We start from the raw sequence: 22,654 nt of genomic DNA, 5'->3' as shown, positions 1-22,654 counted from the left end.
TCAGGTGCCCTCGCGCTTCTCCGCGAGCCGTCCCTTGATGCCCGGCAGATCCCTCGGCGGCATCTTCGTGTAGATGTACTGCACCGTGTCGTGCAGCGTGGCGTGCGGATCCCTCGCGTGGAAGCCGAGCTCGCGCTCCGCCTTGGAGGCGTCCAGGTAGAAGTAGTGCTCGCCGATGTCCACTTCCTGCGGATCCAGCGTCGGCTTGGTGCCTCGGAACTTCGCCCACTTCTCCAGCAGCTTCGCGCCCATCACGTTCATCTGGGAGGGCAGGCGCAGCCGCGGCGCCGACACTCCCGTCAGCCGCTCGAGCCGGTCGAAGAAGTCCGACATGGACATGTTCACGCCCATCAGGTGCCGGCCGTACAGCTCGCCTCGCGTCAGCGCGTTGAGGAACGCCTCCGCCGCGTCGCGGGCGTCCACGAAGGACATGCCGCCCCCGGGCATCGCCGGGATTTCCCCGTTGAGGAACTTCACCACCGTCCACGTGGAGGACAGCCGGTCATCCCCCGGCCCCATCAGCAGGCTCGGGTTGAGCACCACCAGCGGGATCGAGTTCTTCCGGCAGTACTCCAGCGCCAGCTTCTCCTCGTAGATCTTCGACAGGTAGTACGGCCACCTGCCCACCACGGTGATGGGGTAGTCGTCCTCCTCGGTGCCGAGCCGCTCCTCCTTCGACACCGCGATCGTCCCCGAGGTGGACGCGAGGATGACGCGCTTCACGCCGGCCTCGCGCACGTCGCGCAGCAACTCGCGCGTGGCGTCCACGTGCAGCTCGTACATCCGCCGCGCGTCCTTGTCCTGGAAGGAGACGAGCCCCGCCAGGTGGTAGACGGCCTCCACGCCCTCCAGCGCGCGGCGGACGATCTCCCGGCTCTTCAAGTCGCCGTGGATGAACTCCGCCTTCGCCAGCCCGGGCGCGGACGGCTGTGTCCGGCCGATGAGCCGCACCTCATGGCCCGCCTCGAGCAGCCTGGGCACCAGGTGGGTGCCCAGGAAACCGGTGCCTCCCGTCACGAGCAGCTTCACGCGTCCTGCCCTCCCGTGGAGCCCAGCGCCCGCCGCTGCTCCTCCGTCGTCGCCGCCGCATCCAGGTTCAGCACCCGGCCGGCCCTCAGCGCCTTCACCGCCTCCTCCGCCAGCCGCGTGGCGTACCGGTAGCTCTCCGAGCGCGCCATGCCCTGCGTCTTCGTCCTCAAGTCCCCGTACCGCAGCACCGGCCCGATGTGCACCTCGAGCTCCTTGGACTTCGGGAACATGGTGCCCTTGGGCAGCGCCTCGAAGGTGCCCTTGAGGTAGAGCGGCAGCACGTCCACCTCATACGTGAGCGCCAGGTAGCCCAGCGTCGGCTTGAACTCGAGCAGCTCTCCGGTGGTGGAGCGCGTCCCCTCCGGGAAGATGAGCAGGTTGTAGCCCAGGCGCAGCGACTCGCCCGCCAGGCGCAGCGACTCGCGCAGGCTGCCGTGCCGGTCCATGGGGATGAGGTCCGTGAAGTTCTCGAAGTAGGCCCGCTTGAGCGCCGTGTCGAAGAAGTAGTCGCGCGCCGCCAGCGCCACCGTCTTCTGGCCCTGCTCCTCCAGCACCGTGCGGATGAGGCCCGCGTCCAGGTGGCTGGTGTGGTTGGCGATGACCAGGAAGTTCCGGTTCTGCGGCACGAACTGCTTGCCCGTCACCTTCACGTCGAACATGCCGCCGTACAGCACCTTCTGCCCGAAGCTGAGCAGCTGGCGGCCCACGTTCGCCACCACCTCCGGCACGGGGATCTCCATCTCCTCGGTGCGCTTGTGGTCCTCGGAGATCTCCTTCGCCCGAGCCTCCGCCGCCGGCCGGCGCCCGGAGGCGACGATGAGCTTGCGCAGGTCCTCCACCGTCTGCACCTGCGTCAGGTCATTCACCGCGGGCAGCGGCACGCCGGCCTGCTCCAGCGCCACCGAGAGCTCCGTCAGCATCAGCGAGTCGAAGCCCAGGTCCACCGAGAGCCGCGCGTCCGGCCGCACGTCCCCCACCGGCCGGTTCACCACCTCGGCGATGAGCGGGTAGAGCCAGTCGCTCACCCCGCCCGTGCCCGGCTGCGCCACCCGCTCGCGGGCCTTCTCGCCCGAGGAGGCCAGCCGCTCCAGCCGCTTGAGCTCCTCCACCACCAGCTTGCGCTTCACCTTGCGCGTGGAGGTGCGGGGCAGCTCGCCGTCCCAGAAGCGCAGCACCTTCACCCGCCGGTAGAAGGGCATGTCCGCGCTCACGTTGCGGAAGTGCTCCTCCAGCTCGCGGCGTACCTCCTCGCGCGGCCGCTCCTTGTAGTCCGGCACGCACAGGCAGGCGACCTTCTCGCCCCCGCCGTCCTCCGGCAGGCCGACGATGGACAGCTCCTTGACGTGCGTGTGGATGCCGTAGAGATCCTCGAGCTCGTCCGGGTACACGTTCTTCCCGTTGGCGTCGATGATGACGTCCTTCTTGCGGCCCACCAGGTAGAGCCGGCCCTCGGCGTCCAGCCGCCCCAGGTCTCCGGTGTGCAGCCAGCCCTCCTTGATGACCGCCTCGGTGGCCTCGCGGTCCCCGAAGTAGCCGGCCATGATGTTGGGGCCCTTGGCCAGCACCTCGCCGATGCCCTCGTTGTCCGGCTGATCGATGCGGATCTCGATGCCCGGCAGCGGCTTGCCCACCGTGCCCGGCTGGCGCTTGTTGGTGGGCTCGGCCACCGCGAGCACCGGCGCCGCCTCGGTGAGGCCGTAGCCCTCGGTGATGTTGAAGCCCAGCGCGTGGAAGGCCTTGTGCACCTCGTCCGGCAGCGCCGAGCCGCCCGACACCAGGAACTTCACCTTCCCGCCGAACTTGCGGTGCACCGGCCAGAACAGCAGCTTGCCCAGGTTCACCGAGCTGCGGTTGCGCAGCTCCCCGTGCGAGGCCATGAGCGCCTTGAGCGCCTGCTCCACCACCGCCGGGCGGCTGGCCATCTCCTGGGTGATCTTCCGGTGCAAGAGCTGCCACAGCGCCGGCACGCCCACCATCGCCGTCACGCGGCCCGTCTCGAACACGTCGCCCAGCCGGTCCGCCGTCAGCTCGTCGATGTAGGTGATCTCCGCGCCACGCGAGAACGGCGTGAGGAAGCCGGCGGAGAACTCGAAGGTGTGGTGCAGCGGCAGCACGGAGACGAGCCCGTCTCCCACGCCGATGTTGAACGCCCCGGCCAGCTTCGCCACCAGCGCGGCGAAGTTGCGGTGCGTCAGCATGACGCCCTTGGGCGTGCCCGTGGTGCCGGAGGTGAAGATGAGGCTGGCCACGTCATCGGCCGCCGCCGTCTTGCGCACCGGCCCGATGCGATCCGGGTGCGCCGGATCCCCGGACATGGCCTCGGCCAGGGTGAGCACGAGCGTGGGGCGCTCGCCCTCCGTCAGCGTGGCCACCAGGTTCGGGAAGTCCTCCTGCATGGCCTGCTCGGAGATGAGGCACACCTTGGCCTCGGCGCGGCGGACGATGTTGACCACCTCCGCCTCGGTGAGCGCCGGATCCACCGGGACGACGGTGGCGCCCGCGCGCAGGATGCCGAAGTAGGAGATGGCCCACTCGGGCCGGTTCTCCGACACGAGCAGCACCCGATCCCCGTGCTTCACCCCGGCGCGCAGCAGGGCGCTGCCCACGCGGCTGGCGTAGCGGTGCACCTCGCCGTAGGTGAAGCGCTCCTCCTTCTCCTTGGCGAACATGCGGAAGGCCACCCGGTGCCGCCACGCGTGCACGGAGGCCTCGAACAGCTCCAGCAAGTCCCTGTGCGCGGGGATGACGGTGCGCCGCTGCGTCTCCTCCTCCAGGCCGGGGAACACCCACTTCTCCAGGCCGGGCAGGTGCGTCTCCAGCCAGTACGTGCGCCAGTCGATCGTCTCCGGGCTCCAGGGGATCTTCGCCCTGTCGGAGTGCGCCATGCGCGCGTACACCGAGCGCGTGTTGTCGCAGCGGAAGACGTAGCGGTTCTCCCAGAGGAACGGGAGGAACAGATCGATCAGGGACGACAGGCTGGAGGCCTGCTCGACGACGTCATCCAGCTTCACCTTGGTGCGGTCCAGCAGGGCCTGCACGGCGGGCGCGCCCCAGGTGGGCCGCACCTCGTCAATGACCCGCTTGAGCAGCCTGGCGCCCTTGATGAAGGCCGGCGCGCTGAAGCGCTCGAACTCCTGGCGCGACACGGGCACGGGCTCCACGCGCGAGCGCACCGCGTTCACCAGCGCGTTGCCCGTCTCCTTGTTGCGGTAGTAGCGGCGGCGGTACAGGCCCACCAGCTCCACGGAGCGGCTGGCATAGAAGGGGTTCAGGTCCCCGGAGGCCATGTGGTAGACGCGCCGCTCCTCCACCGTGAGCGCGTGGGCCGTGATGCCGATGGTGGCTCCGGCCACGTGGTCCACGGGCACGGTGTCCAGGATGGTGCGCTCGCCGGCGGGGATGCTGCGCTGGCCCTTGAGGCCCATGAACGCCAGCGGCGCGGAGGTGGTGAAGCCCTCGTTCCACCCGGGGAAGGGGAAGTGCTGGGCGCTCTCGACGATGGAGGGGCGGACGATGGAGTAGCGCAGGCCCGGCGTGGCGGCCAGCACCTGCTCGCCCAGGCTCTTGGTGTACGTGTACGTGTTGGGCCAGCCCCAGTGCAGCGCGCGCTCCATGCCGGCGCGCACCAGCTCGCCCGACAGCCACAGCTTGCGCTCACGGCCCACGGCCAGGCGCAGCGTCTTCTCGTCCGAGGCGTCGCGGCCCTCCTCCTCCAGCCGGTCCAGCGCCTTCTTGCGGAAGAGGGAGGTGAGGGCCTTGTCGTCGGCCTGCTCGCGCAGCCGCGCGACGATGCGCTCGGCGTCCTTCAGCTCCTGCTCCAGGCTGAAGTCTCGCCCGTCCAGCTCGTCCTTCTTGGGGAAGTAGCCCAGCACCTCCTCGTCCTCGAAGACGAGCCCGCTGCGGTTGCCCGCGACGAAGGCGGTGGACATGTGGATGAGGGGGGCGTTCCACTTCAGCGCCAGCTCCACCGCGTTCTTCACGCCGTGGGTGTTGACGTTGAGGCCCACCTCCAGCGAGGGGTTGAAGGACACCAGGCCCGCGCAGTTGACGATGGCGGCCACCTTGCCGGTGAGCGCCTCGGCCTGCGGCGGCTCCAGGCCCATGAGCGGATCGGTGATGTCGCCGTCCAGCACCTCGCACTTCTTGCGGATGAACTCCAGGGCGCCTTCCTCGCCATAGGCGTCACGCAGCGGCTGGAAGGGCTCGCTGGTGGCCACCTTGTCGAAGAAGCGGCGCTCGGCGGAGGCGGCACTGCCCTTGCGCACGAGCACGTAGAGCTTGTCCAGCTCCTGCCCATAGCGGGCCAGGAGCATGCACAGCGTCACCTTCCCCACGAAGCCCGTGGAGCCGGCGAACAGCAGGCGCTTGCCGGTGAAGACCTGGGAGACGTTCAGTTCGGGCAGCTGAGTCATGTGAAACTCGGGCGCCGCGGGACGTGGCTCAGAGCTTCACGTCCGCGAGCAGGGTTGGCGCGATGCGCAGCAGGCTGATGGTGGCGGAGCGACCCATGAAGCCGCGGGCCTCTTCGATGGCTTCGGTCAGGGTGTCCGTCCGGTCCCAGCCGAGCAGCTCGGGCACGTGGTTGTTCTCGGCACCGGCGACGATGACCTTGCCCACGTGCTGGCGGCCGTTCTCGCCCCAGTACCACATATAGAAGGGGTGCACGCCGTGGTAGGCGTTGCCCTTGCGGTACAGGTGCACGTACGAGGGGTTCTCCGCGAACTCCCGCTCGTACTTGTGCTCCAGCTTCATCGAGTCGCGCGTCTCCGGCAGCAGCCGGTTGAAGAACTCGATGTAGCTGGGGTGCTGCACGGGATCGAACTCGTCGAACGCCGGGTGCAGCAGGATGAGCACGCCGCCCTTCTTCACCAGCGGCACGCCCCGGTTCAGGTTGAAGAAGTAGCCCAGCCCCATCACCTGCAAGAGTAGCGGGTTGAGGATGGAGTTGACGCTGTAGGGCGAGATGAAGGGGATGGGGAAGATGACGATGTCGCTCTGCCCCTCCACCGGCACGGAGTACTGCTTCCAGCTCATCTCCAGCGTCTTGGCGTGGACGGGCTCGGTGGCGCCGGCGAACACGCCCGTCACCTCGTACGGGGCCGGCACGGCGTTGAAGATCTTCCGCGCCGCCGCGCGCGGGGCGTGCTTCAGGCCGAACAGCAACGCCTGGAGCCTGAGCCGGTCTGCCTCCGTGTAGTCCTCCTCCTTCTTGCCGAGGAACTCCAGGGGGGCGCCGAACATGCGGTTGTTCAGCGTCGTCTCGATGTGGAAGACCTTGAGGTTCTTGTCGATGACGGTGCCGATGCGCGAGTTGCTCTTGTAGAGCGCGCTCGTCTTCGGCTCCATGTAGCTGTCCGAGTCCCGGATGGTCTTCGGGTTGTGGTGCGCGCGCAGGCTGGCGTAGTTCGTCACGCCGGTGCCCATGGACTTGTGGCCGCCGTTCATGGGCACGAAGTTGACGTTCACGTAGACGACCAGGTCGCTCTCGGCCACGCGGCGGTTGAGCGCCACCACCTCGTTGTGCAGGGTGCGCTCCATCTCCACGATGCCGTCGGGGTCCTCCGCGTCGTGGTTGTAGTAGCGGTCCGGGTAGTAGGCGTTGTGGATCTTCTCGCCCACCATGCGCCGCATCTCCGCCTCCGTCATGCGGCGGTGCAGGGCGTTGGCGATGACCAGGTGGATGTCGTCCACGCCGCTGTCGGCGGCCAGCTCCAGCACCACCTCGAGGATGGTCTGCCGCACGTCCGGCGTCACCATGGGCGGCAGCGGCACGGAGATGTCGTCGATGACGCAGGTGAGCTTCATGCCCGGGCGCATGAGCGCGTGCAGCGGCTCCATGTTCTCCGGGTGGTTGATGGCCCAGCGGATGGCGGCCTTCACGTTGGGCACGCCGGCCATGGGCGGCCGCGGGAAGATGACGCGCGTGCCGACCGGCAGGTCCTCCTGCAGGAAGTTCTCTCCGGAGAAGAGCACTCGCGGGGGGCTGCCCTTCTCGGTGATGACGACCTGACTTTCCTCGTCGTAGAGCTTCTGGAGCGTCTTGATGGGGCGCATGGGAGTTTTCGTCACTTCAGGTCGAGGATGGGCCAGTTGTAGGCCCGCGCCAGCTGTCGCAGGCGCATGTCCGGGTTGACCGCCGTGGGCCGGCCGACGATGGCCAGCATGGCGTAGTCCGAGGCGCTGTCCGAGTACCCGTGGCAGTGGGCCAGCGACAGCCCCTCGCGCGCGCAGTAGTCCCGGATGGCGTTGGCCTTGTTGGCCCCCTCGATGATGGGGGGAATCACCTTGCCGGTGGCGTGGCCGCCCACGAACTGCATCTTGTTGGCGATGAGCTCGTCGGCGCCCAGGTAGCGGGCGAGCGGGCGCATGGTGAAGTCCAGCGCTCCGGTGACCAGGACGATGCGGCAGCCGGCGCGGCGGGCCTCGGCGATGAGGTCCTTCGACTGCTCGTAGAGGGCGGGCTTGAGCACGTCCTCGAACATGTCCTCGGCCACCGTGAGCAGGCGGTCCTCGGTCAGGCCCTCGTAGTAGCGGTAGAAGAACTCGTTGAAGACCTTGCGGTTGATGACGTCCAGGGCGCCGAACAGGGGCAGGCTGGCGGCCGTCACGAGACTGCGCCCGGCCGTGCCCAGGAGCGAACCCCGGTTCATGGCGTAATAGGCGTAGACGTGGACGATGTTCGTCCTCACGAGCGTCCCGTCGACATCGTAGAAGGCAGCTTTGGCGGGCATGGGGCTGGCGGGCTTCCTGACACTCCTGTACGGGTGTGTCAACGATGCCGGATGGGTGGGAATTCGCAGGTCAACCCAAGCGGGTCACGTGCCGCGGTGAGCAGGGCGATCATGAGCCCGCCTTCAAGTCCAAAGCTGTGGAGCCTTCAAGAGGAAATCCAGTGGGTAACCTGCGTTTCTCCGAGGGAAAAACGCTGACTCACCCCCCTATTCCCGAGTGTGAGGCAGCGATCACGGAGCGGTTTTCAGAGGGGAATACGCACGGAAGGGCTGTTTTTCGGCTCGGGGCGTGCTACTACGCCGCCCACGGCTTAGGTTGTTCCACGCCGTAATCCACGTCCCCTTCGGAGGGGAGGAGACACAGAATGGCCGCTAAGAAGGCTGCTGCTGCGAAGAAGACCACTGCTGCTGCGAAGAAGGCTCCCGCCGCCAAGAAGGCCGCTGGTGGCGCCAAGCGCAAGCCGAACGCCGCGTTCATGAAGGAGTTCACTCCCACGGCCGAGCTCGCCGCCGTCGTTGGCGACAAGCCGCTGCCGCGCACCGCGGTCATCAAGAAGCTCTGGGACTACTTCAAGAAGAACGGTCTGAACCAGGGCCAGCTCATCAACCTGGACGACAACCTCAAGAAGGTCTACGGCAACAAGAAGCAGATCAAGATGACCGAGGTCGCCGGGGCCTTCAAGCACCTGAAGGAGTAGTCCGCCACGCGGCAGCCCTCAGCGGGGCGCGCGTTGCATCGAGGGCTCGCCACGCACGGCGGGCCCTCTGCTTTTGCGGGCCCGCTCGCGCGGCGATCAGCCCGCCGAGCGTTGGATATAGGGCGGAAGCGCACCTGCGCACTGGCCAACGCCCTCGGAAATTCCTACTTCTGCTGCCCATGTCGCGCCAAGGGCTGGAAGAGGGGAGTACCGCCGCGGCAGGGGCGGCGGAGCGTGGGGTGTCCATCGCCGACAGGCTGTTCGCGCGGGTTCGCGACGAGCTGCTGGCCCGGACCACTCCGCTATCCACGTACCGGGTGCAGCTCCACCAGGGCTTCACCTTCCAGGACGCCCGCGCCGTGGTGCCGTACCTGTCGCGCCTGGGGGTGAGTGACTTCTACGCCTCGCCGTACCTCAAGGCCACGCCGGGCAGCACCCACGGGTACGACTGCGTGGACCACCAGCACCTCAACCCCGAGGTGGGCTCGCCCGAGGAGCACAAGGCGCTGTGTCAGGCGCTGCGCGAGAAGGGCATGGGGCAGGTGCTGGATGTGGTGCCCAACCACATGGGCATCGAGCGCTTCAACGCCCTGTGGTTCGACGTGCTGGAGAACGGCCCGTCCTCCGTGTACGCGAAGTACTTCGACATCGACTGGGCGCCGGTGAAGTCGGAGCTGCGGGACAAGGTGCTCCTGCCCATCCTCGGAGACCAGTACGGCATCGTCCTGGAGAACGGCGAGCTGAAGCTGCGCTACCGCAACGGGGCCTTCTTCATCCATTACTACGACCACCTGCTCCCGCTGGCGCCCCGGCAGTACGGCAACGTGCTGCGGCCGGGCCTGCGGGAGCTGGAGGCGCGGCTGGGCGAGCACCACGCGCACCTCATCGAGCTCCAGTCCATCCTCACCGCCATCGAGCACCTGCCCGCGCGCACGGAGACGGAGCGGGCCAAGGTCATCGAGCGCGCCCGCGAGAAGGAGGTCATCAAGCGGCGGCTCGCGATGGTGGTGGATGCCAGCCCCGAGATCGCCACCTTCGTGAACGCCTGCGTGGACGCCTGCAACGGCACGGCGGGCAACCCGCGCTCGTTCGACAGGCTGGACGGGCTGCTGGCCGGGTGCAGCTACCGGCTGGCGCACTGGCGCGTGGCGGGCGAGGAGATCAACTACCGCCGCTTCTTCGACATCAACGGGCTGGCGGCCATCCGCGTGGAGGATCCGGACGTCTTCGAGGAGGCCCACGCGCGCATCTTCGACTGGCTGCGCGACGGCAGCGTCACGGGCCTGCGCATCGACCATCCGGACGGGCTGTTCGATCCCACCGCCTACTTCCTGCGGCTCCAGGAGCGCTTCTTCCTGGATCGGGCGCGCGCGCGCTTCCAGGAGGAGTTCGGTGACAGCGACACCCGCTGGGGCGTGGTGGAGCCGCGCCTGGCGGAGCGCTGGCGCACGGAGGTGGCCGAGGACGCCAGCTCGCCGCTGCGCAAGGCGCTCTACGTGGTGGTGGAGAAGATCCAGGGCGGCCGTGAGCGCATCCCCGAGGCGTGGGCGGTGCACGGCACCACCGGCTACCGCTTCGCCAACGCGGTGTCCGGCGTCTTCGTCCAGCCCGCGGCCGAGAAGCCCCTGACGGAGACGTACCACCGCTTCATCGGCGAGGCGGTCGACTTCGAGGAGCTGGTCCGCCAGAAGAAGCAGCTCATCATGCGCACGGCGATGTCGAGCGAGATCAACATGCTCGCCTACGAGCTGAACCGCATCTCGGAGATGAACCGCCGGACGCGGGACTTCACGCTCAACAGCCTGCGCCGGGCGCTGGTGGACTTCATCGCGCTGTTCCCCGTCTACCGCACCTACGTGGACGGGTGGCGGCCGGAGCTGGACGCTCGGGACGTGCAGTACATCGAGTGGACCATCGCGCGCGCCAAGGAGCGCAACGCCACCACCAACGCCAGCATCTACGACTTCCTGCGGGACATCCTGCTGCGGCGCTACCCGGAGCACGTGAACGAGACGGAGCGCGCCGTCATGCTCCGCTTCGCCATGAAGCTGCAGCAGGTGACGGGGCCGGTGATGGCCAAGGGCCTGGAGGACACCTCCTTCTACATCTACAACCGGCTCGTCTCGCTCAACGAGGTGGGCGGGGAGCCCGAGCACTTCGGCATGCAGCCGGACGTGTTCCACCAGCGCAACGGCGAGCGCGCGGAGCACTGGCCGGCCAGCCTGCTCACTACCAGCACCCACGACACCAAGCGCAGCGAGGACGTGCGGGCGCGGCTGAACGTGCTCACCGAGCTGCCCGAGGAGTGGGGCCAGCGCGTGGCGCACTGGGCCAGGCTCAACGCGGCCCACGTCAGCACGCTGCCGAGCGGACATGCGCCCTCGCGCAACGACGAGTACCTCTTCTATCAGACGGTGGCGGGCGCCTGGCCCATGGGCGAGTCCCTCTCCGAGGCGGAGCTTGCGGACTTCCAGCGCCGCGTGCGCGAGTACATGGCCAAGGCCATCAAGGAGGCCAAGGTCCGCACCTCGTGGACCAACCCGGACGGCGACTACGACACGGCGGTGGCGCGCTTCGTGGACGCGTGCTTCGACCGGAAGAAGAGCGGCGCCTTCCTGGACGACGTGCGCCAGCTCAAGCGCCGCATCGAGAAGGCCGGCCAGCTCAACGCCCTGGGGCAGCTGGTGCTCAAGCTGGCCTCGCCCGGCGTGGTGGACACCTACCAGGGCTGCGAGCTGTGGGACTTGTCCCTCGTGGATCCGGACAACCGCCGCCCGGTGGACTACGCGCTGCGCGCGCGGCTGCTGGAGTCGCTGGACGGCGAGGCCGCCGCGGACGCGCCCGGCCTGTGCTCCCGGCTGACGGCGAGCATGGACGATGGGCGGGTGAAGCTCTACACGCTCGCCCAGGGCCTGCGGCTGCGCCAGCGCCAGGCCCCGCTCTTCCGCACCGGTGGCTACCGGGAGCTGGGGCTGGAAGGACCCAGGAAGACGGCGGCGCTGGCCCTGGCCCGGGAGCACGAGGGCTCGGTGGTGCTCTCCGTCGTGCCGCGCTTCACGCTGGGCGCGCTGGAGGAGCAGGGCGGGCTCTCCAAGGCGTATGAAGGCACTTTCGTGACGCTTCCGGACGCCTATGCGGGCATGATGTTCCGGGACGTCTTCACCGGGCGCGAGGTGCGGGCGGAGCGCGGGACGACGGGTGGCGTGGTGCTGCCCCTCTCGCCGCTCCTCGCGGGCTTCCCGGTCGTCCTGCTGGAGAGGAGCACCGGATGAGAAGGGCCGAGGTGTTGCCTGGGAAGCCGTTTCCCCTGGGCGCCACCTATGACGGAGAGGGCGTCAACTTCGCGGTCTTCTCCGAGCATGCCCGGAAGATGGAGGTCTGCCTCTTCGATGCGGCGGATCCCTCGCAGGAGACCCGTCGCTTTCCGCTGCTGGAGACCACCTACCAGGTCTTTCACGGCTACGTGCCCGGGCTGAAGCCCGGCACCCTCTACGGCCTGCGCGCCTACGGCCCCTACGAGCCCAAGCGCGGCCTGCGCTTCAATCCGCACAAGCTGCTGGTGGACCCGTACGCCCGTGCCCTGCACGGCCAGGTGGACTACGCCGCGCCCGTCCATGGCTACAAGACGGGAGACGAGAGCGACAAGGACGCCGACCTCGTCATGGACAAGCGCGACAGCGCCGCCGGCATGCCCAAGGCCGTGGTGCTGGCGGACGACTTCGACTGGGAGGGGGACCGCTCTCCAGCCACGCCGCTCAACCGCTCGTTGCTGTACGAGCTGCACGTGAAGGGCTTCACGAAGCTCCACCCGGCGGTGCCCGAGCCGCAGCGCGGCACCTACGCGGGGCTGGCCCACCCGGCCGTCGTGGAGCACCTGCACAAGCTGGGCGTCACCGCCGTGGAGCTGCTGCCCATCCACGCCTCGGTGCCCGAGTCCTTCCTCGTGAAGAAGGGCCTCACCAACTACTGGGGCTACAACACCCTGGGCTTCTTCGCGCCGGACGCGCGCTTCAGCGGCTCGGGCTCGCTGGGCGGGCAGGTGACCGAGTTCAAGCAGATGGTGAAGGCGCTGCACCGCGCCGGAATCGAGGTGATTCTGGACGTCGTGTACAACCACACCTGCGAGGGCAACCACCTGGGGCCCACGCTGTCCTTCAAGGGCCTGGACAACGGCGCCTACTACCGGCTCACCGACAAGGACCCGCGCTTCTACATGGACTTCACCGGGTGCGGGAACTCGTGGAACGCCACGCACCCGTACGCCCTCAAGCTGGTGATGGACTCGCTGCGCTACTGGGTCGAGGTGATGCACGTGGACGGGTTCCGCTTCGACCTGGCCACCACGCTGGGCCGAGACAGGCACGGCTACGACACGCGCGCGGCCTTCTTCCAGATGGTCCACCAGGATCCGGTGCTCCAGCGCGTGAAGCTCATCTCCGAGCCCTGGGACGTGGGGGACTTCGGCTACCAGGTGGGCAACTTCCCCGTCCTCTGGAGCGAGTGGAACGGCAAGTACCGCGACACCATCCGCCGCTACTGGAAGGGGGATGACCGGCAGGCGGCGGAGATCGGCTACCGGCTGACGGGCTCGTCGGACCTGTACGCCCTGTCCGGGCGCATGCCCACCGCGAGCGTGAACTTCGTCACCGCGCACGACGGCTTCACCCTGCACGACCTGGTCACCTACAACGAGAAGCACAACGAGGCGAACCTCGAGGGCAACCGGGACGGGGCCAACGACAACCACTCGTGGAACTGCGGCGTGGAGGGGGAGACGGACGACCCGGTGGTGAACGCCCTGCGCGCGCAGCAGCAGCGCAACCTGCTGGCCACCCTCTTCCTGTCCCAGGGCGTGCCCATGCTGGTGGCGGGCGACGAGCTGGAGCGCACCCAGAAGGGCAACAACAACGCCTACTGCCAGGACACCCCCCTGTCCTGGATGAACTGGGAGCTGAGCTCCCGCCAGCGGGAGATGCTGGAGTTCACCATCCGCCTGAGCCGGCTGCGACGCGAGCAGCCGGTGCTGCGCAAGCGCCGCTTCTTCCGCGGCGCCCACATCTGGGACAGCGAGCTGAAGGACCTGGCGTGGTTCCGCCCGGACGGCAAGGAGATGCGCAAGGAGGACTGGGAGAAGCCCTATGTGCGCGCGCTGGGCTTCCTGCTGGGCGGGGACGCCATCGCCGCCCTGGACGAGGAGGGCCAGCGGCAGGTGGGAGACACGCTGCTGGTGCTGATGAACGCGCACCACGAGCCCATGACGTTCGCGCTGCCCGCCATCGAGTGGGGCGCGGACTGGGAGCTGCTGGTGGACACCACCACGGCCGAGGACTGCTCCCACGCCCATACCCCCGCGGGCGGCAAGGTGCAGGTGGCGGGGCGCTCCCTCATGGTGCTGCGCCGGCCGGCCACGGACTTGTAGCGGTTCGCCCCCGGAAGAGTTAGGCAGGAGTCGACGGAAGGCGGTCAGGCCGAGTAGGGTGCTCGCCGCTCCGTGTCAACCCTGGAAGGTCTGTGAACAGCCAAGTCGCGCTCTGGGTCGGCTTTCATGTCTTCGTGGTGGCGATGCTCGCCCTGGACCTCGGTGTGTTCCACCGCAAGGACCACGCGGTCTCGCCCAAGGAAGCGGGCATCTGGACGGCGGTGTGGATCAGCATCAGCCTGCTGTTCTGCCTGGGCATCGGGTTCTTCCGCGGTTCGGAGCTGGGGCTGCAGTGGCTCACCGCCTACGTCGTCGAGTACGCGCTCTCGGTCGACAACCTGTTCGTCTTCCTGGTGGTGTTCAGCTACTTCCGGGTGGCGCCGGAGCACCAGCACCGGGTGCTCTTCTGGGGCATCCTGGGCGCGTTCCTGATGCGCGCCACGCTCATCATCACCGGCACGGCGCTGGTGACGCGCTTCCACTGGCTCATCTACATCTTCGGCGCCTTCCTCGTGTTCACCGGCGTGAAGATGCTGCTGTCCAAGGAGGACGGAGAGGCGGCGGACCCGGAGCAGCAGGCGGTGGTGAAGTTCGCCCGGCGCGTGCTGCCGGTGGCGCGGCAGGGCACCGGCAGCCACTTCTTCGTGAAGGAGGACAACCGCACCAAGGTGACGCCGCTGTTCCTGGTGCTGCTGGTGGTGGAGGCCACGGACCTCTTGTTCGCGCTGGACTCGATCCCCGCGGTGCTGGGCATCACCCAGGATCCGTTCATCGCCTACACGTCCAACGTGTGCGCGATTCTCGGGCTGCGCTCGCTGTTCTTCCTGGTGGCCCGGCTGATGGAGAAGTTCCACTTCCTGAAGGTGGGCCTGTCCATCATCCTGTGCTTCGTGGGGGTGAAGATGCTGCTCACCTCCATCAAGTTCCACTTCCACGAGGCCGTGTCCCTGGGAATCATCGCCCTCATCCTCGCCAGCAGCATCGGGGCCTCGCTCCTCTGGCCCAAGGCCGCGGAGGAGCCCCTTCCGGAGGGCGTGAAGCCGCCGGAGCCCAAGCAGGACCAGGAGCGCGTGAAGGGCTGAGGGCGCGTCGATTCGGCGCCTTCGCCCGGTTCATCTCCAGAAAGTGCTCGTAGGCGTGGAGTTGCCCGCGCAACACGCGTGAGGACTGCGCTGAACAGCGTGCCGGCTGCTTCCTCTCGCCTCGGCCTGTGTGCTAACTCGTCAGGTTAGCTAACCAGGGAGGTTGATGATGTGGCAGGTTGTTCATCCGGAGCACGCCATGAGTGACAGGAAGCATGAGGAGGAAACGCCCGCGGCCCCGGAGGAAGGCTTGTCGCCGGAGGCTCGGCGGGAGCTCGCCGAGGTGCTCGAGGGCATGGAGCGGCTGTCCCGGCTGATTCAGCAGCGGGAGTCCTTCCGTGCCGGGCCGGTCACCTTCAAGTTCCTGCGCGTCCTGGAGGAGCGGAAGAACGGGGTGCAGCTGCTCCTCTTCGAGCGGTCGCTGCCCCGGGGCATGGCCGGCCACGTGGTGGTCAAGCGCCTTCAGTCCCCTCGGCGGTCCGAGCTGCGCCAGCGCCTGAAGGAGGAGGTGCAGCTGGCGTTCCGGCTCCACCATCCAGCCATTGCCCAGGTCCATCACTTCAAGGTGTTCGGGGGCAGCCCGTACGTCGTCATGGAGTACGTGGCCGGTCCGCTGCTCGAGTCATTGCTGAGCACGGCGGCGTTGCGGCGCCAGCCGCTGCCGGCCCCCTTCGCGCTCTACGTCGCGGCGGAGGTGGCGGACGCGCTCGACTATGCGCATACGCTGACCGACCGGGAGGACGGAGGCCGCCCCCTGGGCATCATCCACCGGGACGTCAGCCCTCGGAACATCCGCGTGGGCCGCCGCTGCGGCGAGGTGAAGCTGACGGACTTCGGCGCGGCGTACTCGAAGCGGGTGGGCCGGCTGGAGACGCCCGAGCTGCTCAAGAAAGGGGATCTGCTCTACGCCTCGCCCGAGTACCTCCTGGGCCTTCCCATGGATGCCCGCTCGGACGTCTTCTCCCTGGGACTGGTCCTGCTCGAGGCACTGACGAGCCACCACCTCTTCGATGGCGAGCAGGAGGAGGTGTCCGCGTCGTCATCGGGGAGGGAGGTGCGGGCGGATGAGGCCCCACCGCTGCCGCTGGAGCGGATGCTGGCGCGGGTGGAGCGCTACGGCCCGGAGGATGTCGAGCGTGCGGCGGCGGGCCTGCCGGAGGGGCTCGCGGCCCTGCTGCGCAAGGCGCTCCAGCGGGATCCGGCCCGGCGCCACGCGACGGTCGGGGAGCTGCGGCGGGAGCTGCTCGCCCAGCTCGCCGCGCTGGCCCCGAGCTACGGGCGCAAGGATGCAGCCGAGGAGGTGGAGCGGCTGATCCGTGACGCGAGCGCCTTGCGTGACGTGGGGGAGCCCGTGGAGGGTGGTCTCTACCCCGAGCTGCTCGACAGCGACGAAGCGGAGGGGTGAGCGGGGGCCGGGCTGGGGGCGCGAGGAGGTGGTGTCCCGGCCCTTGGCCTCAGCGGAGGAGGGCCTTGGCCACGGTGATGAGCACCTGGCGCTGGCTGTCGTCCAGCCGCCTGGCCAGGGTGAGGAGCTGCTGAAGCGAGGGGGGCTCCTCCTCCGAGAGGACCGCCTTGCGTGCCTTCTCCGGGCGGGGGAAGCCGAGCAGCTCCGCGGGGGAGATGCGCAAGGTCTCACACAGCTGGACGAGCGTCGGAACGCTGGGGAGCATCCTGCCGCGCTCCAGGCGGTTGTAGACGATGGGGGACAGCTCCATGAGCCCGGCGACCTCGGCCTGGGTCAGGCCCAGGCGTTCGCGCGCGGCGCGGGCGGCATTGCTGAGCCTCGAGGCGATCTGCTCTCTCATGGCGCGCGGACCGGGAGGAGAGGCCAGCGGCCCACGAGGACATCCACGGAGGTGTTCAGCGCCTGGGCCAGGCGGCACAGGGTGGTGACACCTGGGAGCAGCCGTCCTCGCTCCAGCCTCTCGTAGGCGGGGAGTGACAGCCCGATGGCCTCGGCGACCTGCTGGCGGCAAAGCCCTGCCTGCGTGCGCGCCTCGCGGGTGGCGGTGCCGATGTTCTCTGCGAGCCTCAACGACATGGAGTGACTCTCCTGCGCGTGTCCGCGCCGGGGACGGCGGCGGTGGGTTGTATGCATGGGTTAGTCAGGGTGTATACCTCGTGCGTTAGTCCGTCCAACCTTGTTGGTTACCTGCCCTGATGACCGGACGTCCGGTCATCTCCCTCGCCCTGATGACCGGACGTCCGGTCATCTCCCTCGCCCTGATGACCGGACGTCCGGTCATCCCCCCATGTCCAAACGTCCGGACATCTCCCCCATGTCCAAACGTCCGGACATCTCCCCCCATGTCCAAACGTTTGGACATCCCCCCGTGTGGGTGAGGGCCTACCTTGGGGTGGGAAGTCCGTGTCGTGGAGGCCCGGACGTACCTACCTGAGCGGTTGTGGTTCCCTGCCCCTTTTCAGAGAGGTCCGCCATGAGTGAACCCACCGTCAGGCCCGCCATGGCCCAGGGGCGCCGGAGGCGGCGCCACACCTCCGGGGTGCGGCTCGAGCCCGGCACGGAGGTGGGGCCTTATGTGGTGGCGCGGCGGCTGGGAGCGGGTGGCTTCGGCACCGTGTTCCTGGCGCGGCGCGGCGGGCAAGCGCACGCGCTGAAGTTCCTGTCGCTGGAGCACCACTCCGGGTGGGCCGAGCGCGAGGTGGTGGTGCTCAGCCGCGTGCACCACCGCCACGTGGCGAGCCTGCGCGGCTTCTGGCAGTGGCCGGAGGCGCAGCCGCGCTACCTGGTGGTGGTGATGGAGTACGTGGCGGGGCGGCGGCTGGACGCGTGGGTCCGCGAGGAGAACCCTTGCGCGCGCCGGGTGTTGCACCTGCTGCGGGACTTGAGCCAGGGGCTGGGCGCGGTGCACGCGGCCGGCGTGGTGCACCGGGATGTGAAGGAGGCCAACGTCCTGGTGAGGGAGGAGGACGGCGCGGCGGTGCTGGTGGACTTCGGCGTGAGCGGCTGCGAGCAGGCCGCGCGGGTGACGCGAGGGGTGGTGCCGCCGGGCACCTGGGAGTACCGCAGCCCCGAGGCCTGGCGCTTCCTGCGGGAGCACGGCTTCGAGCAGGGGGCGCGCTACCGGCCCACGCCGGCGGATGACGTGTACGCGGTGGGGGTGGTGCTCTACTGGCTGTTGACGGACGACGTGCCTTTCTCGGTGGAGGAGGGCGCGGACGTGGAGGCGGTGCTCAGCCGCGCGCCAGTGCCGCCGCACGAGCGCAACCCGCGAGTGCCGCGCGAGCTGAGCGAGCTGTGTCTGCGGCTGCTGGCGAAGCATCCCGAGGCCAGGCCGGACGCGGCGGCGTTGGGGCAGGGGGTGGAGGAACTGCTCAGGCGGGAGGGGTCGGAGTGGGAAGCGCCGCTGTGCGAGCCTCACGTCGAGCCTGCTGGTCCTCCCGAGGAGGAGGACATGGACGAGGAGGAGCGGTGGGCCAGGGGCTCTTCCAGGCCACGCCGTGGCAAGCGTGCGGCCCTCGCGGTGGCGCTGGAGCCAGCTGGCTCCGCCGAGCGGGAGCAGTCCTTCAGGCCGGACGGTGTTCCCGTCGCTCCTGTCTCCGCATCCGCTTCGGCTCCTGCTCTGCGTGCCTCGCCATGGCGGCGACGTGCGGTGGAAGTGACGGCGGTGGGCCTGCTCCTCACGCTGGGATGGCTGGCCGCGTGGCTCGCGTCACGGGGGCAGGTGACGGCTCTGGCTCCGGCTGCGCGGAGCTCCACAGTGGGGGCGTCCGCGGCCCCGAACCCTCTGCTCGGGTGGGATGGGAGCCTGCCTACCTGGTGGAGCGGTGGGAAAGTGGCGCCTCCTCTGAAACCACCGGAAGCTGAGCGCGCGGTTCCTCTCGAGACCGAGGGGGCTCTCGCCGCGTCCGTGGCCGCTGGCGCCACGGCTCAAGAGCCTGAGGCTTCCGTGAAGACAGAGCAGCAGAAGCAACCCAAGCGCCCGGGGTCCGCAAGGAAGGCGGCGGCCCTGCTCACCACCTGCACCACCCTGGCCTGCACCGGGCCTGGCGCGGAAGTGCGCCCTCCGCCGGTGACGGCCGAGCCGTGTCCGCCGGGCTCGTTGGAGGCCATGGAGCAGCTGGGCATCCGTATCGGCGACCAGGGAGCGGGGGTGTTCACGTGGTACGACGGGCCAGCGCGGCCTGTCCCCATCAAAGAGGGGTGGACGACGGTGAAACTTAGCGAACCCCTCGGTCAACTCGGTCAACTGGTGCTGCTCTCGGGGCGGATCCTCCTCTCGGAGAAGTACGCCTGGGGGCACTTCGTTCAGGCCACTACCCAGGAGGGCAAGACGTACCCTGTCTGCATCGCGTATCGGCACCCACGCAACGACGAGGGCGAAGTCTCCTCCTACGTTCCCCTGCAAGCTGTTCGCAAGTTCGAGTGAGACACCGCGCATCGCGAGAGGTGAGCACGCCGCACGGGTGAGGCGTGGTAGAGGCGACGTGCCAGGACACGCCGCCGCCTGCCACCCTCGGAGGTCACCTCGCCGTGCTCACCGCTTTGCCGCTGTTGTCCGCCGTGCTCGCCGCCACGCCAGGCCTGGAGGCTTCGCCCAACCCACCCGACTGTGAAGCCGCGCCCCGGCCCCTGGAGCTCTCCGCCGAGCCGAGCGCACCGCCCGTGCTCTGCCTCAGCCCGGGTACGGCCACCACCCTGCTCTTCGACACGCCACTGGCGCCCGGGGCGGTGGAGGTGCAGGCCACGGAGCAAGAGGTGCAACGGGTGCAGGGCCGGCAGCTCGTGGCACTCCTTCCCACGGCGCTCCTGCTGCCCGGCGAGTGGCGCAAGCTGACGGTGCGTTTCGGGGATGGGGTGGCGCCAGCCGTGGCCACCGTGCTCCTCTACGTGCACCCAGCCAGAGCGGCGCGGCAGGTGGAGGTGCACCGTCAGGCACGCACGGCGGAGTCCTACCAGCGGGAGCTGGTCGAGCAGAGACAAGCGGCGCGGCGCTGCCAGGAGGAGAACGCCCAGCTGCGCGCCTCTCAGGGCAGTCCCGAGGGGCTGCGGGGCCTGGTGAGCGCGGGGATCATGGGCACGAAAAGCCGAGGTGTCGCGTCCGAGAACCTCTCCTGGCCTACGCCGCGCTTCATCGTGCGTAAGGGCAGCGCGCTGAGTCCGACGGGTGTGTGGAGTTACCGAGCGAGTACCCGGGGGGCGGTGGAATTGCAGCTACATCTTCTGTCTGGAGCGCAGCCATGGGGGGCCGAGGGCGCCACGCTGGCGGATGCGCATGGGAGAGAGGTGCAGGTGCTGCCGCTGTGGCAGTCCGCACCGATCGCGTTGGGGAAGTTCGGGAGTGTGGTGGTGGAAGCCGAAGCGTCTGAGCGGGAACTCCAGGGCACATACACCCTCAGGCTGTGGGAGGCGGGTGGCGCGCGCAGTGTGACGCTGGAGGGCGTAGTGTTCCCTGCGGCTCCGGATTCCACTGCGCGCTGATTCCGCGCCGGTGCCGATGAGGAGGGAGGAGACATCCCGAGCGCTGCCATAAGAAAGGCCCGATGATCGAGACGTAGTACATCGGCGCGTACTGGGGAGCGAGGAAGGAGGACGCGGAGGCGTGCGCGCGGCGCCTGGTGAAGGTAGTCCAGTTGCTGCAGCCGGTGGATCCACTCTTCGCCCGGTGGTTCAAGAGCGCCAGGTCGCTCAAGCAGTCCCTGACGCGCCCGCTGGAACTCGAAGTGGAGACGATCTGCCGGAAGCACCGAACTTCGTCGCCGCGATCGCTACGCCGCGCTTCCTCATGGTTGCCTCCAGTCAGATCGCAGCCCGACGGCGGCGAAGGCGTAGCCCGCGCCACTGTCCTCATCACTCAGAGGAGGGAAGGCCCCCCGTTCCTTCCTCTGAGGGACGCGGGACCACCTTTTTGGCGGCCTGCGTCTGTAATTGAACCCATGTCTTTTCTACGATTGCTCTGAATTCAGCATCTTCTGGCACAGAGTCCGTCTTGGTGTCTTGGATCGTAGCATTGTAGAGTTCCTCACCACCCGCTTGCAGGGCGCGCTGAAGCATTTCGCTCACAAGTTCTCTCCGCCCACTCAGGAAATAAACATACGCTAGATTTCCCATCACCATGGAGTTGCTTGAAGCATATTCATGTGCGCTGAGGAATCGTGCTTCGGCAAGTCCCAAATCCCGCTTGCGAGAGCCACTATCAGACCAAGAGCGCTTGGTTTTTAGTAACAAATCAAAACCCAAACTATTAAGCGCAATGGCCACCAGCTTCTTCAGGGGGACCTCCGCGGCCTCGCCAAAGCGCCGCACCACCTCCTCGTAGCTGGCCACCGCCTCCTCGGCACGCCCCAACTGCCCCTGCGTGACGCCCTTGTTGACCAGCGCCATGGCCACCTGCTCCTTCAGGGGGACCTCTGCGGCCTCGCCAAAGCGCCGCACCACCTCCTCGTAGCTGGCCACCGCCTCCTCGGCGCGCCCCAACTGCCCCTGCGCGACGCCCTTGTTGAACAGCGCCGTGGCCACCGGCTCCTTCAGGGGGACCTCCACGGCCTCGCCAAAGCGCCGCACCACCTCCTCGTAGCTGGCCACCGCCTCCTCGGTGCGCCCCAACTGCTTCTGCGTGACGCCCTTGTTGACCAGCGCCTTGGCCACCTGCTCCTTCAGGGGGACCTCCGCAGCCTCGCCAAAGCGCCGCACCACCTCCTCGTAGCTGGCCACCTCCTTCTCGGCGCGCCCCAACTGCCCCTGCGTGACGCCCTTGTTGACCAGCGCCATGGCCACCTGCTTCTTCAGGGGGACCTCCACCTGCTCCCTCAGGGGGACCTCCGCGGCCTCGCCAAAGCGCCGCACCACCTCCTCGTAGCTGGCCACCGCCTCCCCGCTGTGGCCTTTCAGGCCAAGCGCTATGGCTCGGCCAAACAACGACCGTGCAACTCCGAGAGGGGGCGCGGAAATGGATCTAGCGGCATTGCCAAAGAACAGTGCAGCGGTATCCCAATCGCTTTCATTATAGGCATTCAGGGCACGAGACTCCCAATCCTTGAATGTATAATCAGCCTCGGGTTTCTGCGTGATCCGCTTTGCCTCTTCCCTTAGCGCACTCTTCTGCTCCGCCGTTGGCGCAGCGGGAGTGGCGGCAGCGACCGCCGCTCGAATTTGAGCCTTCGCACCTTCCGCCTCCTGCTTGACGGCGTCTTCATGTGTCTGCATGCGCTGACTGACTTGCGCTGCTTTCTCGCCAATGGCATCAACCGTGGCCTTGATGGCATCAATTTGACTTTGAAGATGCTGGCTGGCTTGGGCCACCGCAGTCTCAAAGATGCCGACCTTGGCCTCCACCTCCGCCTGTGCCCGCTTCACCTGCTCAAGCAATTCCGTTTCATGGCTTCTGACCCAGTCCTGCGCAGCCTCCTTTGCTTTTGTTCCTGCGCTATACCAAGCGGCCGCACCTGCTATCGCAACAACCAGGGTGATGAGGATCCCGAATCCGGTCAGCGCTATCGAGAACCGATTTGTCGCGGCATTGATGTCCTCTATCCGCTGGTTCTGCTTGTCGATGTTTGCTTGTAAGGTCTGCAGGTCTTTTTGCAGAAGTTGCAAGTCTTTTTGGAGGCTTTCTTTTTGTGCTTCCAATCGTAACGTGCTCGTCTCTTTGAGCATGGCGACCTCGTGCTGGAGGTCCGCAAGGGTTGCAGCATCCCCAGACGAGGACGTCCGCTCTGCCATGGCCGTCTGCG

General features: G+C 68.0%; 15 protein-coding genes. 8 read left to right on the top strand and 7 right to left on the bottom strand.

Annotated elements, in window-relative coordinates:
- The 4 genes from KY572_RS07005 to KY572_RS06990 are packed head-to-tail and all read right to left on the bottom strand — an operon-like array spanning nt 1 to nt 7,760.
- Nucleotides 1–1,029: an NAD-dependent epimerase/dehydratase family protein gene (locus KY572_RS07005; RefSeq protein WP_224241632.1), complete on the bottom strand. Its 1,029-nt coding sequence runs from the start codon at nt 1,027–1,029 to the stop codon at nt 1–3.
- Nucleotides 1,026–5,441 (bottom strand): AMP-binding protein, encoded by a 4,416-nt coding sequence (locus tag KY572_RS07000; protein WP_224241631.1) that lies wholly within the window; start codon nt 5,439–5,441, stop codon nt 1,026–1,028. The genes KY572_RS07005 and KY572_RS07000 overlap by 4 nt, the downstream gene beginning before the upstream one ends.
- A gap of 28 nt (nt 5,442–5,469) precedes the next feature.
- On the bottom strand, nt 5,470–7,083 hold the full coding sequence (locus KY572_RS06995) for a lactate racemase domain-containing protein (protein WP_224241630.1): 1,614 nt from the start codon (nt 7,081–7,083) through the stop codon (nt 5,470–5,472).
- 11 nt (nt 7,084–7,094) lie between these two features.
- Nucleotides 7,095–7,760 carry an HAD family hydrolase gene (locus tag KY572_RS06990; RefSeq protein ID WP_224241629.1) on the bottom strand — a complete coding sequence of 222 codons (666 nt, stop codon included), beginning with the start codon at nt 7,758–7,760 and terminating at the stop codon, nt 7,095–7,097.
- 365 nt (nt 7,761–8,125) lie between these two features.
- Here KY572_RS06990 and KY572_RS06985 point away from each other — a divergent pair, with 365 nt between their 5' ends.
- The 5 genes from KY572_RS06985 to KY572_RS06965 all read left to right on the top strand — a co-directional run bounded on the left by KY572_RS06985 (nt 8,126) and on the right by KY572_RS06965 (nt 16,364).
- Complete coding sequence (locus KY572_RS06985; RefSeq protein WP_224241628.1) at nt 8,126–8,458, top strand: SWIB/MDM2 domain-containing protein; 333 nt, start codon at nt 8,126–8,128, stop codon at nt 8,456–8,458.
- A gap of 179 nt (nt 8,459–8,637) precedes the next feature.
- Entirely contained in the window at nt 8,638–11,730 is a 3,093-nt protein-coding gene (gene treY, locus KY572_RS06980; RefSeq protein WP_263451462.1) for a malto-oligosyltrehalose synthase, read from the top strand.
- Nucleotides 11,727–13,877 (top strand): glycogen debranching protein GlgX, encoded by a 2,151-nt coding sequence (glgX, locus tag KY572_RS06975; RefSeq protein ID WP_224241627.1) that lies wholly within the window; start codon nt 11,727–11,729, stop codon nt 13,875–13,877. Before treY ends, glgX begins: the two co-directional genes overlap by 4 nt.
- Nucleotides 13,878–13,969: 92 nt before the next feature.
- On the top strand, nt 13,970–14,959 hold the full coding sequence (locus KY572_RS06970; protein ID WP_224241626.1) for a TerC family protein: 990 nt from the start codon (nt 13,970–13,972) through the stop codon (nt 14,957–14,959).
- Nucleotides 14,960–15,158: 199 nt separating this feature from the next.
- The gene (locus tag KY572_RS06965) at nt 15,159–16,364 is read left to right on the top strand and encodes a serine/threonine-protein kinase (RefSeq protein WP_224241625.1); all 1,206 of its coding nucleotides are present in this window, start codon (nt 15,159–15,161) and stop codon (nt 16,362–16,364) included.
- Nucleotides 16,365–16,413: 49 nt separating this feature from the next.
- Here the strand turns inward: KY572_RS06965 and KY572_RS06960 are convergent, their stop codons facing one another.
- On the bottom strand, nt 16,414–16,764 hold the full coding sequence (locus KY572_RS06960) for a helix-turn-helix domain-containing protein (RefSeq protein ID WP_224241624.1): 351 nt from the start codon (nt 16,762–16,764) through the stop codon (nt 16,414–16,416).
- The gene (locus tag KY572_RS06955) at nt 16,761–17,000 is read right to left on the bottom strand and encodes a helix-turn-helix domain-containing protein (RefSeq protein WP_224241623.1); all 240 of its coding nucleotides are present in this window, start codon (nt 16,998–17,000) and stop codon (nt 16,761–16,763) included. Before KY572_RS06955 ends, KY572_RS06960 begins: the two co-directional genes overlap by 4 nt.
- 397 nt (nt 17,001–17,397) lie before the next feature.
- Between KY572_RS06955 and KY572_RS06950 the strand changes: the two genes are divergently transcribed.
- From KY572_RS06950 to KY572_RS48075, 3 genes are all read left to right on the top strand, one after another.
- Nucleotides 17,398–19,350, top strand: coding sequence for a serine/threonine protein kinase (locus KY572_RS06950; protein WP_224241622.1), 1,953 nt, complete (start codon nt 17,398–17,400; stop codon nt 19,348–19,350).
- Between the two features lie 104 nt (nt 19,351–19,454).
- A complete protein-coding gene (locus KY572_RS06945) occupies nt 19,455–20,402 on the top strand; it encodes a DUF2381 family protein (protein ID WP_224241620.1) in 948 nt (315 codons plus the stop codon).
- An 80-nt stretch (nt 20,403–20,482) separates the two neighbouring features.
- Nucleotides 20,483–20,881 (top strand): Imm52 family immunity protein, encoded by a 399-nt coding sequence (locus KY572_RS48075; protein WP_407659912.1) that lies wholly within the window; start codon nt 20,483–20,485, stop codon nt 20,879–20,881.
- On the opposite strand, the gene KY572_RS06940 is transcribed toward KY572_RS48075, so the two are convergent.
- Entirely contained in the window at nt 20,772–22,577 is a 1,806-nt protein-coding gene (locus KY572_RS06940; RefSeq protein WP_224241618.1) for a tetratricopeptide repeat protein, read from the bottom strand. The genes KY572_RS48075 and KY572_RS06940 overlap by 110 nt on opposite strands.
- Nucleotides 22,578–22,654: the final 77 nt, after the last annotated feature.

The organism is Hyalangium gracile, from assembly GCF_020103725.1.
Classification (GTDB): domain Bacteria; phylum Myxococcota; class Myxococcia; order Myxococcales; family Myxococcaceae; genus Hyalangium; species Hyalangium gracile.
This window is presented reverse-complemented; position numbering and strand designations above follow the sequence as displayed.